Raw genomic sequence first — 15,105 nt, 5'->3', positions numbered from 1 at the left:
GTATTGGATGAAGTTCAAGACTGCGCCATGACTGCCGTCGCCTCAATCTCGAACAACATGCCATCGAGCGCCAGCCGTGGCACCGGGATCAGGGTGCAAGCCGGTGGTGGGGCATCGCTCCAGGCGGTGCGTAGCGCGGTGCTGAAGATGGCCAGCCTGGCTTCGTCGTGATCGACGATCAGGACGGTGATCTTGGCCACTTGCGCCAGGGTGGCGTCGGCCGCTTGGAGAGCGGCGCGCAAGTTGCTCAGCGCTTGTTCGACCTGCGTGGCGAAATCTTCCGACAGCACGCCGTTGATGTCCTCGCCGCCCTGGCCGGCGATGTACACCAGGCGTGCGGGAGCCTGGGCGATGACGACGTGGGTGTAGCCGTTGGGGCGCGGGTCGTACAGGTGTGCGGGATTGATGAATTGCATGGAAGCCTCCTCGATAATCATCCCGCCAGTCTAAAACCTCAATTTAAGTTGAGGTCAAGCGCGCTTGCATGCAGGCTTACATATTGCGGCGATACTGTCCTCCCACCTCGAACAGGGCCGTGGTGATCTGCCCCAGCGAACACACGCGCACCGCGTCCATCAGCTTCTCGAACACGTTGGCGTTGTCGATGGCGGCCTGCTGCAACGCTGCCAGCGCTTGCGGCGCTGCACTGGCGTGGCGTGCGTGGAAGTCGGCCAGGCGCTGCAACTGCGACTGCTTCTCGTCGTCGGTGGAGCGCGCCAGTTCGATCTTTTGCGGCGCTTCGCTGCCTTTCGGATTGCGGAAGGTGTTCACGCCGACGATCGGCAGGGTGCCGTCGTGCTTCTGGTGCTCGTACAGCATCGACTCTTCCTGGATCTTGCCGCGCTGGTAGCCGGTTTCCATCGCGCCCAGCACGCCGCCGCGTTCGGCGATGCGTTCGAACTCCTGCAGCACCGCCTCTTCCACCAGGTCGGTCAGCTCGTCGAGGATGTAGGCGCCCTGGTTGGGGTTCTCGTTTTTCGCCAGGCCCCACTCGCGGTTGATGATCAGCTGGATCGCCAGCGCGCGGCGCACCGATTCGTCGGTGGGCGTGGTGATCGCTTCGTCGTAGGCGTTGGTGTGCAGCGAGTTGCAGTTGTCGTAGATGGCGATTAGCGCCTGCAAGGTGGTGCGGATGTCGTTGAAGTCGATCTCCTGCGCGTGCAGCGAGCGGCCCGACGTCTGCACGTGGTACTTGAGCTTTTGCGAGCGGTCGTTGGCGCCGTACTTGTCGCGCATGGCCACGGCCCAGATACGGCGCGCCACGCGGCCCAGCACCGTGTATTCCGGGTCCATGCCGTTGGAGAAGAAGAACGACAGGTTCGGCGCAAAATCGTCGATGTGCATGCCGCGCGCCAGGTACGCTTCCACGAAGGTCAAACCGTTCGACAGCGTGAACGCCAGCTGCGAAACCGGGTTGGCGCCCGCTTCGGCGATGTGATACCCGGAGATCGATACCGAATAAAAATTGCGTACCTGGTGGTCGACGAAATACTGCTGGATATCACCCATCACCTTCAGCGAAAACTCGGTGGAGAAGATGCAGGTGTTCTGGCCCTGGTCTTCCTTTAGGATGTCGGCCTGCACCGTGCCGCGCACGTTTTGCAGCACCCAGGCGCGGATCTTCGCTGCCTCTTCGGCGTCGGGCTGGCGCTGGTGTTCGGCGGCGAACTGGTCGATCTGCTGGTCGATGGCCGTGTTCATGAACATGGCCAGGATGGTGGGCGCCGGGCCGTTGATGGTCATCGAGACCGACGTCGATGGGCTGCACAAGTTGAAACCGTCGTACAGTACCTTCATGTCGTCGAGCGTGGCGATCGACACGCCCGAGTTGCCCACCTTGCCGTAGATGTCGGGGCGCAGCGCCGGATCGGCGCCGTACAGCGTGACCGAATCGAAGGCGGTGGACAATCGCTTGGCGTCCATGCCGGTGGAGACCAGCTTGAAGCGGCGGTTGGTGCGGAAGGCGTCGCCCTCGCCGGCGAACATGCGGGTAGGGTCCTCGCCCTCGCGCTTGAACGGGAATACGCCGGCGGTGAACGGGAACGAACCGGGCACGTTTTCCAGCATCAGGAAACGCAATACCTCGCCATGGTCCTCGTAGCGCGGCAGCGCCACCTTGCGGATGCGCGTGCCCGACAAGGTATGCTGGACCAGCTTGGTGCGCAATTCCTTGTCGCGGATGGTGGTGACGTAATCGTCGCCGGCGTACGCGGCCTGCAGTGCCGGCCACTGTGCCAGCAGTTTTTTCGCGCCCGCATCCATGGCGCTGTCGCGTTCCAGGATCACGTCATCAAAATCGACAACCTTGCCGGCAGCGGCCAGCATGCGCTTCGACTCCGCCAGCTGCTGGCGTTCGCGCGCCAGGGTGACCTGCTTGCGGGTGTGGCGGTGGTAGCCGCGTACGTTGTCGGCAATCTCGGCCAGGTAGCGCGCGCGGGCGGGCGGCACGATCACGTTCTTGCCGCTGGAATGACGCGCGCTTTCCATGGCCAGCTTGCCGGCGGTCGTGCGCAGGCCGAAGCGGCCAAGCAGCGGCAGCAGGCCCTGGTACAGGGCCGTGACGCCGTCGTCGTTGAAGCGCGAAGCTTGCGTGCCATACACCGGCATCTCGTGCGACGGGGTGCTCCATAGTTCGCGGTTGCGCTGGTACTGCTTGGCGACGTCGCGCAGCGCATCGAGGGCGCCCTTGCGGTCGAACTTGTTGATGGCGATGATGTCGGCAAAATCGAGCATGTCGATTTTTTCCAGCTGCGAGGCGGCGCCAAATTCCGGCGTCATCACGTACATCGACACATCGACGTGCGGCACGATGGCCGCGTCGCCCTGGCCGATACCGGACGTCTCCACGATCACCAAATCAAAGCCGGCCACCTTGCAGGCGGCAATCACGTCAGGCAGCGCTTGCGAAATCTCGGAGCCGGCGTCGCGCGTGGCCAGCGAGCGCATGAACACGCGCGATAGCCCGTTCCACGGGTTGATGGCGTTCATGCGAATGCGGTCGCCGAGCAGCGCGCCGCCGGACTTGCGGCGCGACGGGTCGATCGAGATCACGGCAATGTGCAAGGCGTCGCCCTGGTCGAGGCGGATGCGGCGTATCAGCTCATCGGTCAGCGACGATTTGCCGGCGCCGCCGGTGCCGGTGATGCCCAGTACCGGCACCGCCAGGCCGGCAGCTGCCGCCAGCAGTTCGGCGCGCAGCGGGGCGCCCGCGCGGTCGTTCTCGAGCGCGGTGATCAGTTGTGCCAGCGGCCGGTGGCGGTCGGCCACCTCGCCATCTTTCAGCGGCGCGAGCGACGTCGGCGAATACTGCGACAGGTCGATATCGCACTGCGCCACCATCCACTGGATCATGCCGACCAGGCCCATGCGCTGGCCGTCCTCGGGGCTGAAGATGCGGGTGACGCCATACGCGTGCAGCTCGGCGATTTCTTCCGGCACGATCACGCCGCCGCCGCCACCGAACACCTTGATGTGGGCGCCGCCGCGCTGGCGCAGCAGGTCGATCATGTACTTGAAATATTCGACGTGGCCGCCCTGGTAGCTGGAAATGGCGATGCCTTGCACATCTTCGGCCAGCGCGGCGGTGACCACCTCATCGACCGAGCGGTTGTGACCCAGGTGCACCACCTCGACACCGTTCGATTGCAGGATGCGGCGCATGATGTTGATCGAGGCATCGTGGCCGTCGAACAGCGAGGCGGCGGTAACGAAGCGGATTTTGTTGGCCGGCGCCTGGTGTTCCGGCACGGCGGCCAGCTTGGGCGTGGAAAGATCGTTCATTGCATGTCCTTTCTATGCTGCGCGCAGCTGTGCAAACTGCGCCAGCAGGCGTGCTTTATCGGTGCGGAAGGTGGCGACAGCCTGTTCCTTCACGTGGCCGAAGCCCCGTACTTTTTCCGGCAGTGCGGCCAGTTCCACGGCCAGCGCGTGGTTATCGGGCGTGAGTTGCGCCAGCAGCGCCTGCACCATCTCGCGATATTCGATGACCAGCGCACGTTCCATCCTGCGCTCGGCGGTATAGCCGAAGACGTCAAACGCGCCGCCACGCAAGCCCTTGAACCTGGCCAGCAGCGCGAACGCCTTCCACATCCACGAACCGAATTCCGCCTTGACCAGGTGGCCCTTGGCGTCCTTTTTTGCCATCAGCGGCGGGGCCAGATTGAACTTGACCGAGAAATCGCCTTCGAACTGCTGCTTCAGTTGTTCGACAAAGCTGCCATCGGTGTACAGCCGCGCCACTTCGTATTCGTCCTTGTAGGCCATGAACTTGAAGTAGTATTTCGCTACCGCCGTGGACAGCTTGGTGCCCAGCCCCAGCGCGGTCTCACGTTCGCGCACCTGCGTCACCAGGTCGGTGTAGCGGGCGGCGTAAGCGGCGTCCTGGTAGGCGGTGAGGAACGCTACGCGTTTGCCGATGATGGCGTCCAGGCTTTGCGGCATGTGCAGCACGACCGACTTCGCTGGCGTGGCCACGCGCTCCACCCGCACCAGGTCGACTGCCGCGCGCCGGCCCCACAGGAAGCTGTGCTTGTTCGACGCCACACCGACGCCATTGAGTTCAATCGCGCGCAACAGCGCCGCTTCGGACAGCGGAATGCGGCCGCGTTGCCACGCATAGCCGAGCATGAACAGGTTGGCGGCGATCGAGTCGCCCATCAGCGCCGTGGCCAACTTGGTCGCGTCGATGAAGTCGGCAGCGTTATCGCCCACCGATTGCGCGATCAGCGCCTGCACTTCCTCGGCCGGGTACTGCCAGTCGGCGTCCTGCGCGAACGTGCCTGGTGGCTGCTGGTGCAGGTTCACCACGGCGAGCGTGCGGCCGGCGCGCATCTTGGAAATCGCATCAGCGGCGCCGGCGGTGAGCATGTCGCAGCCGAGCACCAGGTCGGCCTCGCCGGTGGCGATGCGCTGGGCGCGCAGGTGGGCCGGGGTGCGGGCGATTTTCACATGCGACGTCACCGAACCGTTTTTCTGCGACATGCCGGTCATGTCGAGCACCGACGCGCCTTTGCCCTCCAGGTGCGCGGCCATGCCCATCAGCGCGCCCACTGTAATCACGCCAGTGCCGCCGATGCCGTTGATCAGGATGTTGTACGGCTGGTCGCACGAGGGCAAAATTGGCAGGGGCAAAGGCCCGAAGTCATCAACCTTGTTGGCCGACACAGCCCCGGCGCGGCTCTTCCTGAGCATGCCGCCTTCCACCGTGACGAAACTCGGGCAGAAGCCCTTGGCGCACGAATAGTCCTTGTTGCACGACGACTGGTCGATGGTGCGCTTGCGGCCAAACTCGGTTTCCTTGGGCAGGATCGAGACGCAGTTCGACTGCACGCCGCAGTCGCCGCAGCCTTCGCACACGGCGTCGTTGATGACCATGCGCTTGGCCACGTCCGGGTACTCGCCCTTCTTGCGGCGGCGGCGTTTTTCAGCCGCGCAGGTCTGGTCGTAGATCAGCACCGACACGCCCGGCACTTCGCGCAGTTCGCGCTGCACCGCGTCCATGTCCTTGCGGTCGTGCAAGGTAATGTGGGCAGGCAGGGCGCTGCGGTCCTGGTAGCTGGCCAGGTCTTCGGTCACGAGCGCGATGCGCTGCACGCCTTCGGCGGCCATTTGCCGAGCGATCAGCGGCACCGACGTGATGCCGTCCACCGGCTGGCCGCCGGTCATGGCTACCGCGTCGTTGTACAAAATTTTATAGGTGATGTTGACCTTGGCCGCCAGCGCGGCGCGAATGGCCAGGTAACCGGAGTGGAAATAGGTACCATCGCCGAGATTCTGGAATACATGCGGAATGGTGGAAAACGCGGCCTGGCCGATCCACGGCGCGCCTTCGCCGCCCATGTGGGTGGTGAGCTTGTTGAATTCCGGGTAGATCGACGTGGCCATCACGTGGCAGCCGATGCCGGCCAGCGCCAGGCTGCCTTCGGGCACCTTGGTGGACGTGTTGTGCGGGCACCCGGAGCAGTAGAACGCCGGACGGAACGGCGTGTTGACGGCACGCGTCAAGACCGCGTCCTTGGCGTCGAGGAAGTCGAGCCGGGCGGCGATCTGCTCGCACGTGGCGGCGTCGAGGTCGAAGCGCTTGATGCGGCTGGCGATCACGCGCGCTACCTGCGACACCGAGAAATCGGCCTTGGACGTGAGCAGCCATTCGCCGCGCGGCGCCACCCATTCGCCCTTTTCGTCGAACTTGCCGATCACGCGCGGGCGCACGTCGTCGCGCCAGTTGTACAGCTGTTCCTTGAGCTGGTACTCGACGATCTGGCGTTTTTCTTCGACCACCAGGATTTCGTCGAGGCCCTGCGCGAACTCGCGCACGCTGTCCGGTTCCAGCGGCCACGGCATGGCCACCTTGAACAGGCGCAGGCCCACCCTGGCGGCCATGGCTTCGTCGATGCCCAGTTCTTCGAGCGCTTCGAGCACGTCCAGGTACGATTTGCCCGAGGCGATGATGCCGAGCTTGGCGTCCGGGCTGGTGATGGTGGTGTGGTTGAGGCGGTTTTCGCGCGCATAGGCCAGCGCCGCGTAGATTTTATAGTCCTGCATCAGCGCTTCCTGGTTGCGCGCCTGGCGCCCCAGCGGAATGCTCGACAGCCGCGCATTGAGGCCGCCTTCGGGCATGACGAAGTCCTGCGGAATCTTCACCTGCACGCGGAACGGATCGGCATCGACCGAGGCCGATGATTCCACCGTGTCGGCCAGCGCCTTGAACGCCACCACGCAGCCGGAAAAGCGCGACATGGCCCAGCCATGCACGCCGAGGTCCAGGTATTCCTGCACATTGCACGGGTAGAGCACCGGGATCATCGAGGCCGAGAACAAATGGTCGGACTGGTGCGGCAGGGTGGACGAATACGCGCCATGGTCGTCGCCGGCCACCAGCAGCACGCCGCCATGCTGCGAGGTGCCGGCATGGTTCATGTGCTTGAAGACGTCGCCGCAGCGGTCCACGCCCGGGCCTTTGCCGTACCACATGGCAAACACGCCGTCGTATTTTGCTTCACCGATCAGGTCCACCTGCTGCGAGCCCCACACGGCAGTTGCCGCCAGGTCTTCGTTGACGCCGGGCACGAACTGCACGTGGTGCGCGGCCAGGTGGGGCTGCGCCTTCCACAGGTTTTCGTCGAGGCCCCCGAGCGGCGAGCCGCGGTAGCCGGAAATGAAGCCGGCAGTGTTCAAGCCAGCAGCCTGGTCGCGCACGCGCTGCATCAGCGGCAGGCGCACCAGCGCCTGGATGCCGGACAGGAAAATGGGGCCGCTGGTGGCGGTGTATTTGTCGTCGAGGCCGACGTCGAGGTTGACGGCAGCGCTGCCGTCGGGAAGCCCGGATGGGTGGGCGTCAGTCAGCGCGCGCCCGGTGGTGTCGTCTGGCATGGCGGTGTCTCCGTGATGTGCCGTTCTTGCGCAGTCGCAGCAGCGCCGGGTAGGCGCACCGCGATGGCGCTATGGGCCGCGTGGTGGCGGCGCTCGCAGATAGTTTAGGCTTAAATTATCTGCGTTGTAGCGCAGTATGGGCGCGTTCGCGCTCGGCGTGGAAATACCGTTTTCGGATGGGGGTATAAGGAAAAGTGATGGGGTTGGCGCTGTGCTGCGGCTGCGCGGTCCCGGATCGCCCGTAACTGTGAATCCGTCATCCCCGCCTGCGCGGGGATGACGGATCTTGGGCTGGCGGCTGGCGGCTGGCGGTTCGTGACTTGTGCTCAGCCGTCGATCACGGCGGCGCCGGGCCAGGCGCCATCGGCACACAAGTCGGCGCACACTTGCCGCACCAGCGTGCTGACCGCATGGGCAGCGGTGGTGAGAGGAATGTTTTTCGACGCGCACAGCACCACCGTGCGCGAGATCGCCGGGTCGCAGATGGCCTGCGCGCGCAGGGTACCGCGCTGTAATTCGTCGAGCACCGGCGCCGACGGCAAAATCGTGGCACCTAGGTCGGCCAGCAGCGCCGATTTTAAAATTGCAATCGAATTGATTTCGATCACCGACGACAGGACCAGGCCGGCGCTGCGCAGCACGCTCTCGATGCGCGGGCGCACGCCGTGCTGCAAGCCAGGCAGGATGAGCGGGGTGGCGACGGCTTCCTGCAAGGTGAGGGCAGGCTGGCCCAGCGCATACGGCGCGTCGGCGCGGCAGATGAAGCGCAGTTCCTCTTCCACCAGCGGCGTGGTGGCAAACTGGCCCAGTTGGCCATCGTCGAACAGCACCGCCAGGTTCACCCGGCCCGAGCGCAGTTGTTCGTTGAGGTTGCCGGTCAGTTCCTCGGTCAGTTGCAGCGTGATTTCCGGGTAGCGGGCGCGGCTGGCGGTGAGCAGCGGCAAGGCCAGTGCGCCGGAAATGCTGTGCGGCAGCCCCAGGGTGACGCTGCCGCCGGGGCGCTCGGCCGATTGGACGACCGCCGAGCGGGCATCGGCCACCTGCTTGAGGATGGCCTGCGCGTGTTCGTAGAAAATCTTGCCGGCGTCATTGCTGAGCATGCCTTGCGCCGAGCGGTGCAGCAGTTGCACGCCCAGTTCGTCCTCGAGCTGGCGCAGCTGCTGGGTCAGTGCCGGCTGCGCCACGTGCAGCGCCAGCGCCGCGCGCGACAGCGAGCCGTGATCGACGATAGCAACAAAATAGCGAAGTTGGCGCAGTTCCATGTTTGTTGCAGCAGCCCGACAAGCGCGGTGAAAGACAGGGCCGTACAGTGTAGCACCGGTGCCGGATGATCCTGATGGGAAACTATTTGTTATACTCGATTCACGTTTTCAGCACGTCTTCCAGCCTTATAATGGGTGCCGGTATGTTCAAGAAAGTCGATGCATCGCAGCTCAAGGTGGGCATGTTCATCCAGGACCTCAGTTGCGACTGGATGGCCCACCCGTTCGTGCGCAACCGTTTCACGATCACCACCGAAGCGGAGATCCGCAAGATCATCAACGCCGGCATCCACGACGTGGTGATCGACAGTTCCAGAGGGCTGGACGTGGAAGCGCCCACGCTGGCCGAGGCGCAGGCCGCCACCGAGCGCGAAATCATCGAACTGATCGCCAAGGCGCCGGTGGTCACGCGGGTGGCGCTGGGCGAGGAGATGCGGCGCGCCACGCAAATCCGCCACCAGGCATCCGCCCTGGTGCGCACGGTGATGCAGGATGCCCGGCTGGGCAAGGCCATCGAACTCGACCTGGTGGAGCCGGTGGTGCAAAGCATTACCGAATCGATCCTGCGCAACCCCGGTGCGCTGACCGGGCTGCTGCGCATCAAAACCGCCGACGATTACACGTTCCTGCACTCGGTCAGCGTGTGCACCTTGCTGGTGGCGTTTTGCCGCTCGCGCAGTCTTGACGCCGAGACCACCCACCAGGCCGGCCTGGGCGGGCTGCTGCACGACACCGGCAAGGCGCTGGTGCCCGACGCCATCCTCAACAAGCCGGGGCCGCTCACCGACGAGGAATACGAGATCATCCGCCGCCACCCGCAGGACGGCTACGACCTGCTGCGCCAGTCGCCCGACATCGGCCCGATTCCGCTCGACATCACCTTGCACCACCACGAACGGCGCGACGGCAGCGGCTATCCCGGCCACCAGGCCGAGGGCCAGATCAGCGACATGGCGCAAATGGCGGCCATCGTCGATGTGTACGACGCCATCACCTCGGACCGCTGCTATCACAAGGGCATGCCGGCCGCTGCCGCGCTGCGCAAGATTTACGAGTGGAGCAAGCACCATTTCAATCCGCAATATGCACAGGAATTCATGCGCTGCGTGGGGATTTATCCGGTGGGAACCATGGTGATGCTGGAGTCGGGCCGGCTGGGCGTGGTGATCGAGCCGCACGAAACCAACCTGCTGGCGCCCAAGGTCAACGTGTTTTTCAACACCAAGCAGAATGTGTACATCAAGCCGGAGATGGTCGACCTGTCGCGCGGGCTCGGCTTTGGCGGCGCCGACAAGATCGTCGGCCACGAATCGGCCGCCAAGTGGAACGTCGATCCGATGCGCTTTTTAACCCTGGCCTAGAAGAACTCGGCGGTATCGTTCGACTCGGTACTCTGCAACAACCCTTCGCTGAGCAGCTCGTCGTAGTGGCACACCAGGTTGCGGCCGTGACTCTTGGCGTAGTACAGCGCCTGGTCGGCGCGGCCCAGCACGATGACCGGCGGCTCGAACGCGGTGATGCTGACAAAACCCACGCTCACCGTCACCTTGCCCACTTGCGGGAAATCGTGCGCGGCCACGTTCTGGCGGAAGCGTTCGATGATTTTCCTGGCATTGTCGAGCGTGGTGCCGCGCAGCAGTACCACGAATTCTTCGCCGCCGAAGCGGAACACCCGGTCCTGCGCGCGGAACGACGTGTTGAGCAGGTTGGCGATCAGGATCAGCACCTCGTCGCCATATAAATGGCCGAAGCGGTCGTTGACATGCTTGAAATGGTCGACGTCGACCACCGCCAGCCATTGCCGTTCCTCGTCGCCGTGCTGGCGACGCTCCAGTTCGCCGGGCAGGGTCAGCGAGTCCTGGTCGGCGCTGGCGGCCAGCATCTTGGCCAGCTGGTCGTCGAAGGTCTTGCGGTTGAGCAGGCCCGTAAGCGAATCGCGTTCGCTGTAGTCGAGCAGGTTCTGGAAGTTGCGGTACACGCTGACCACGCCGCCGATCACCTGAATGGTGGCGCTGGTGTAGGGCGTGGGATGGACGATTTCGAGGCAGGTGTCGGCCTTGTCGCCGAGCCAGATCGGCAGCCACAGCGTGTGGCTGCCGTTGTCGTTGGCCACTGCCGCGCTGGCCTCGTGGCGGGCCAGGCAGGCCGCCAGCGCCGGATAACTCCCGATTGGCTCGCCCGGCTGCTGGAGGTCCGACGTATCGACCATGGTGGCGGCCTCGCCGGCGGTAATCTGCGCACGCGGACGCACGAAGATCTTGCCGCGAACAATGGCCAGGGTCAGCACCCGGGTGCGGCTGGCTTGGGCGAGTTCCTGCACCGCCGAGATCACCGAGATGTCGAGCATCGTATGATCGCGGTGGCCGGTCATGTCCACCATGTGTTTCAGTAGGGAATCCATTTTCTTCTCTGGAGAAAAACGCTGTCCTGTGCGGCTAGGCAAGCTGAGCAGGATAATATCTTTTTGCAATCAAGGCAATTCTTGTGTGCGAAAAAAAACTATAGCAGGGCAAACGAACGATTCCTTGCGCTTGCAAAATAGTTCCTCAAGGAAAACTTGTCTCATGTCAACTCTCCCATCAGAAGGCTCCGTATAGTGAATTCCAATGGCGCAGCGACGGCAACCCACCGCCGCCGTGCTGCTACCGCGCCAGGGTCTTTCTTTCCACCTTTACGGGAGTTCATCATGACATCGCTTATTGCAGCTGCAAAAGTGTTTGCGTCCGACGAGGAGGGCATCACCGCCATCGAGTATGGCCTGATTGCCGCCACCATGGTCGCTGCGGTCATTGCGGCGTTCTCGTTCCTTTCGCCGGCGTTGAAAGACGCTTTCGAAAAGATCTCGACCGAGATCGCCGCGCATAACGCTTGACGGCACGGCTTTCCAGTCGCTGTCCGGGCTGGAAAGCCTTTTCTTTTCGGAGCATCCATGTGGACCGCGCTCGAACTGCTGGTGCTCTGGCTCGTTGCGCAGGCGGCAGTGACCGACCTGGCGCTGCGCAAGATTCCCAATATCCTGGTGGTGAGCGGCCTGGCGCTGGCGCTGGTCCTGCACGGACTGGCCGGGCCGCCATTGGCCGCGCTGATGCACTGGCTGACCGGCCTGCTGGCCGGATTTTTCCTGTTGTTGCCGCTGTACCTGCTGCGTGGCATGGCGGCCGGTGACGTCAAGCTCATCGCCATGGTCGGCGCCTTTGTGGGGCCGCAAGCAGTACTGCACGTGGCGCTGCTGACTTACCTGCTGGGCGCGCCGCTGGCGCTGGCCACGCTGGTGTGGCACGGCTGGCGTCAAGGCACGGGCCTGGCCATCGCGCGCCAGCTGGGCCGCAACTTGTGGCGCCTGGTGCAGCCGTGGCTGGGCCGCCTGGTAGGCCTGCCGCTGGCGCCGCTGCCGCGCGAGACCATCGCCAGCGTGGGTGGCATGCCCTACGGCGTGGCGATTGCGCTGGCGACGGTGGCGGTTGTGGCGTGGCCGCATCGTTAATCGCCCGGTTGGCGCCTTCTTGCTCCGGGTCAATATCCGCCGGGCAAGTCTCGATAGACTCAGTTCCTTAGTGAAACATTTCAGCAGTTCTGACAGCAGCGCGGAGAACAGTCATGCTCAGCCTCGATTCCTCACCTTATTCTGCCCCGCTTCCCCTGGCCGACGCCGACCCGGCCTGCGTGCTGCCGCCGCCACCGCGCTCGCTGCGCGACACCGGCCTGCCGCAGCAGTTCGTGGTGGAACTGGTGGCCAGGGCTTTGTTGCTGGCCGGTAAGACGCACCTGCCGGTGCTGACCACCCGGCTGCACCTGCCGATCACGGTGCTGCGCGAGGTGCTCGACTTCATGGTCGTCGAGCACGTGGCCGAAGTGGCGTGGCGCGGCGAATCCGATATCGACATCCAGTACCAGCTGACGGCGGGCGGCAAGCAGCGCGCCAGCGGCTGGATGGAGCGCTGCCGCTATACCGGGCCGGCGCCGGTCACGCTGGAAGCCTACCGCGCCATGGTCGAGCGCCAGTCGCTGCCGGCGTCGGCGCTGGAAGCCGACGAGCTGGGCGCAGAACTGGCCGCAGAACTGGCCGACCAGTTGCTGGCGCCCGGCGTGTTGCAAATGCTGGGCGCGGCCATGCACGCCGGGCGCACCATGCTGCTGTACGGGCCGTCGGGCAGCGGCAAGTCCACCCTGGCGCGCAAGCTCGGCGCGCTGCAACAAGGCATGGTGGCGGTACCGTACGCGCTGCTGGTGGGACAGGACGTGGTACAGGTCTACGATCCGCAGGTGCATCTGCCTCCGCATGGGCCACATGGGCTGCATGGGCCGCTCGGGCCGCAGGCGCGCCACAGCCGTCCGGCCAGCGAGCGCCGCGGCGTCGATACGCGCTGGGTGCAGTGCCAGCGCCCGGTGGTGGCGCTGGGCGCCGACGTCACCGCCGACATGCTCGACCTGCAGGCGGACACGCCCAACGGCTGCTACCGCGCCGCGCCGCAGCTCAAGGCCAACAACGGCCTCTTGATCGTCGACGACCTGGGACGCCAGCGCATCGCCGCCACCGAACTGCTCAACCGGTTTGCCCAGGCCCAGGAACTGCGCCGCAGCCAGCTGACGCTGGCCGGCGGCTACCACTTCGAGGCGCCGTGCCGCATGCGGCTGGTGTTTGCCACCAGCCTGGCGCCGGACACGCTGCTCGACGCGCCAGCGCTGCGCCGCGTGGGCTACAAGATTCCTGTGAGCGCGCTGGGTGCGGCCGGCTACCGCGCGCTGTTCCGCCAGCAGTGCCTGACCGCCGGGGTGCTGTACGACGACGCCGCCCTGCGCTACCTGGTCGACGAGCTGCACGCCGGCAGCGCACTGCCGCTGCTGGCCGCGTATCCGCACGAGATTGTCGGCCGCATCGTCGATTTTGCCGGCTTCAATGGCACCCCGCCCCGGCTCACCATCGCCGCGCTGGACCAGGCCTGGACCAGCATGTTCGCCTGCTCAACATCGGCGCCGGTCGACGACGACCTGGCGCTGCCGCTGATCGGCCAACTGGCGCAGCAGATCGTATGAAGAACCGGCGCGCACTGTCGATGATGGCGCTGGCCGTCGTGTTCGGACTGGCAGCGGTGGCGCTGGCCTCGCACTGGCTGCTGGGCCAGGCGCCAGGCGCCGGCAACCGCATCGTGGTGGCCGCCGCCGATGTCAGCCTGGGCCAGCGGCTGGCGCCCGAGATGATGAAGACGCTCGACTGGCCGGCCGACAGCCTGCCGCACGGCGCCCTGCGCGATCCCGTCAAGCTGGTGGGCCGGGTACTCAAATCGAGCGTACTGCGCGACGAGCCGCTCAGCGAAGCGAAGCTGGCGCCGGCCGGCACCGTGGGCGGGCTGTCGGCGCTGATCACCGAGGGCAACCGCGCCATCACCGTGCGCGTCAACGACGTGGTGGGCGTTGCCGGCTTTGCGTTGCCGGGCAATTTTGTCGACATCCTGGTCAACACGCAGTCGGCGCGCGGCGGCGACAATGCGATTTCCAAGATCGTGCTCGAACGGATACTGGTGCTGGCGGTGGCGCAGGAAGTGGGGCGCGACGAGACCAAGCCGCGCGTGGTCAATGCCGTCACGCTCGAGGTGACGCCGGGCCAGGCCGAAAACCTCGACCTGGCGCGCAGCGTGGGCACGCTGTCGCTGGTGCTGCGCAACCAGGTCGATCCGCGCCCCGGCACTACCGACGGCGCCACCAAGGCGTCGTTGCTGGGCATGGCGGCGCCGGAGGCTGCACCGGCGTCGCCTGGCGCCGTTTCTGCGGCGGCACCAGCACCAGCACCAGTACCAGTAGCGACAGCGGCAGCGGCCGGGTCGCGTCCGCGCCTGGCGGCAGCCGCACCGCCGCGCCATTGCGTCGGCGTGATCGCCGGCGTGCAACGCAAGCAGGAGTGTTTGTGAACACGTCCTCTCGCCCCCGGTGCTTGCGCGTGCACTTGTCGCCGCTGCCGCCGGTTTTGCTGCGACGGTTGGTGCCGATGCTGGCGCTGGCCATCGCCACCGTGTGCGCCGCAGCGCCGGCGGACGCGCAAAAGGCCGAACCGGCCAACGCCACCTTGCGCTGCGCCGGCCAGGCCGCCGCACCAGGACATCTGTCACTGCAACTGGGTAAATCGACCTTGATGCGCATGCCCGAGGCGGTGGCCGCGCGCAGTGTGGGCAACCCGGCCGTGCTGGAAGCCATGCTGGTAGCGCCCGATACGCTGTACGTGGCCGGCATCGACATCGGCACCAGCAATATGATCGTGCAGGGCAGGAGCGGCATCTGCAACGTGGTCGAGGTGGTGGTGGGCATCGATCCCGGCGCCTTGCAGGCGTCGCTGGCGGCGCTGATGCCGGCGCAAAAGCAGGTCGTGGTCACCGCCGCCGGCGACACGCTGGTCTTGAGCGGCACCGTTAGCGACACCCAGGCGGCCGCGCGGGTGCTGGAACTGGCGCAGGCGTTCGTGCGGCGGCCGCCTGGGTGT

11 protein-coding genes are annotated in these 15,105 nt (G+C 65.4%); 6 read left to right on the top strand and 5 right to left on the bottom strand.

Annotated elements, in window-relative coordinates:
• Positions 1–14: 14 nt before the first annotated feature.
• From DUPY_RS22975 to DUPY_RS22960, 4 genes are all read right to left on the bottom strand, one after another.
• Entirely contained in the window at positions 15–416 is a 402-nt protein-coding gene (locus DUPY_RS22975; RefSeq protein WP_307188206.1) for a RidA family protein, read from the bottom strand.
• A 76-nt stretch (positions 417–492) separates the two neighbouring features.
• Positions 493–3,780 (bottom strand): fused isobutyryl-CoA mutase/GTPase IcmF, encoded by a 3,288-nt coding sequence (icmF, locus tag DUPY_RS22970; protein WP_070251460.1) that lies wholly within the window; start codon positions 3,778–3,780, stop codon positions 493–495.
• 12 nt (positions 3,781–3,792) lie between these two features.
• Positions 3,793–7,371 carry an indolepyruvate ferredoxin oxidoreductase family protein gene (locus tag DUPY_RS22965; RefSeq protein ID WP_070251457.1) on the bottom strand — a complete coding sequence of 1,193 codons (3,579 nt, stop codon included), beginning with the start codon at positions 7,369–7,371 and terminating at the stop codon, positions 3,793–3,795.
• A gap of 326 nt (positions 7,372–7,697) precedes the next feature.
• A complete protein-coding gene (locus DUPY_RS22960; RefSeq protein WP_070251455.1) occupies positions 7,698–8,633 on the bottom strand; it encodes a LysR substrate-binding domain-containing protein in 936 nt (311 codons plus the stop codon).
• 143 nt (positions 8,634–8,776) lie between these two features.
• On the opposite strand from DUPY_RS22960, the gene DUPY_RS22955 reads away from it, so the two are divergent.
• Positions 8,777–9,994, top strand: a complete 1,218-nt coding sequence (locus DUPY_RS22955; RefSeq protein ID WP_070251536.1) for an HD-GYP domain-containing protein — start codon at positions 8,777–8,779, stop codon at positions 9,992–9,994.
• On the opposite strand, the gene DUPY_RS22950 is transcribed toward DUPY_RS22955, so the two are convergent.
• Entirely contained in the window at positions 9,991–11,034 is a 1,044-nt protein-coding gene (locus tag DUPY_RS22950; RefSeq protein WP_070251454.1) for a GGDEF domain-containing protein, read from the bottom strand. The genes DUPY_RS22955 and DUPY_RS22950 overlap by 4 nt on opposite strands.
• A 285-nt stretch (positions 11,035–11,319) precedes the next feature.
• Between DUPY_RS22950 and DUPY_RS22945 the strand changes: the two genes are divergently transcribed.
• The 5 genes from DUPY_RS22945 to DUPY_RS22925 form a co-directional block, all read left to right on the top strand.
• Positions 11,320–11,505 carry a Flp family type IVb pilin gene (locus DUPY_RS22945; RefSeq protein WP_070251451.1) on the top strand — a complete coding sequence of 62 codons (186 nt, stop codon included), beginning with the start codon at positions 11,320–11,322 and terminating at the stop codon, positions 11,503–11,505.
• 57 nt (positions 11,506–11,562) lie between these two features.
• The gene (locus DUPY_RS22940; protein ID WP_070251450.1) at positions 11,563–12,117 is read left to right on the top strand and encodes an A24 family peptidase; all 555 of its coding nucleotides are present in this window, start codon (positions 11,563–11,565) and stop codon (positions 12,115–12,117) included.
• A gap of 113 nt (positions 12,118–12,230) precedes the next feature.
• Complete coding sequence (locus DUPY_RS22935; protein WP_070251447.1) at positions 12,231–13,667, top strand: DUF8689 domain-containing protein; 1,437 nt, start codon at positions 12,231–12,233, stop codon at positions 13,665–13,667.
• A complete protein-coding gene (cpaB, locus tag DUPY_RS22930) occupies positions 13,664–14,539 on the top strand; it encodes a Flp pilus assembly protein CpaB (RefSeq protein WP_070251445.1) in 876 nt (291 codons plus the stop codon). Before DUPY_RS22935 ends, cpaB begins: the two co-directional genes overlap by 4 nt.
• The coding region (locus DUPY_RS22925; protein WP_371851817.1) for a pilus assembly protein N-terminal domain-containing protein at positions 14,536–15,105 on the top strand (570 nt) is incomplete at its 3' end. The genes cpaB and DUPY_RS22925, both read left to right, overlap by 4 nt.

Source organism: Duganella phyllosphaerae (assembly GCF_001758785.1).
Classification (GTDB): Bacteria; Pseudomonadota; Gammaproteobacteria; order Burkholderiales; family Burkholderiaceae_D; genus Rugamonas; species Rugamonas phyllosphaerae.
The sequence above is the reverse complement of the archived record's forward strand: the minus strand, read 5'-3'. Positions and strand labels throughout refer to the sequence as shown.

What these genes read in the sequence shown, in the direction of transcription:
- DUPY_RS22960 (WP_070251455.1), bottom strand. Translation starts at nt 8,633, where the DNA reads ATGGAACTGCGCCAACTTCGCTATTTTGTTGCTATCGTCGATCACGGC.
- DUPY_RS22965 (WP_070251457.1), bottom strand. Translation starts at nt 7,371, where the DNA reads ATGCCAGACGACACCACCGGGCGCGCGCTGACTGACGCCCACCCATCC.
- DUPY_RS22950 (WP_070251454.1), bottom strand. Translation starts at nt 11,034, where the DNA reads ATGGATTCCCTACTGAAACACATGGTGGACATGACCGGCCACCGCGAT.
- icmF (WP_070251460.1), bottom strand. Translation starts at nt 3,780, where the DNA reads ATGAACGATCTTTCCACGCCCAAGCTGGCCGCCGTGCCGGAACACCAG.
- DUPY_RS22975 (WP_307188206.1), bottom strand. Translation starts at nt 416, where the DNA reads ATGCAATTCATCAATCCCGCACACCTGTACGACCCGCGCCCCAACGGC.
- DUPY_RS22945 (WP_070251451.1), top strand. Translation starts at nt 11,320, where the DNA reads ATGACATCGCTTATTGCAGCTGCAAAAGTGTTTGCGTCCGACGAGGAG.
- cpaB (WP_070251445.1), top strand. Translation starts at nt 13,664, where the DNA reads ATGAAGAACCGGCGCGCACTGTCGATGATGGCGCTGGCCGTCGTGTTC.
- DUPY_RS22935 (WP_070251447.1), top strand. Translation starts at nt 12,231, where the DNA reads ATGCTCAGCCTCGATTCCTCACCTTATTCTGCCCCGCTTCCCCTGGCC.
- DUPY_RS22955 (WP_070251536.1), top strand. Translation starts at nt 8,777, where the DNA reads ATGTTCAAGAAAGTCGATGCATCGCAGCTCAAGGTGGGCATGTTCATC.
- DUPY_RS22940 (WP_070251450.1), top strand. Translation starts at nt 11,563, where the DNA reads ATGTGGACCGCGCTCGAACTGCTGGTGCTCTGGCTCGTTGCGCAGGCG.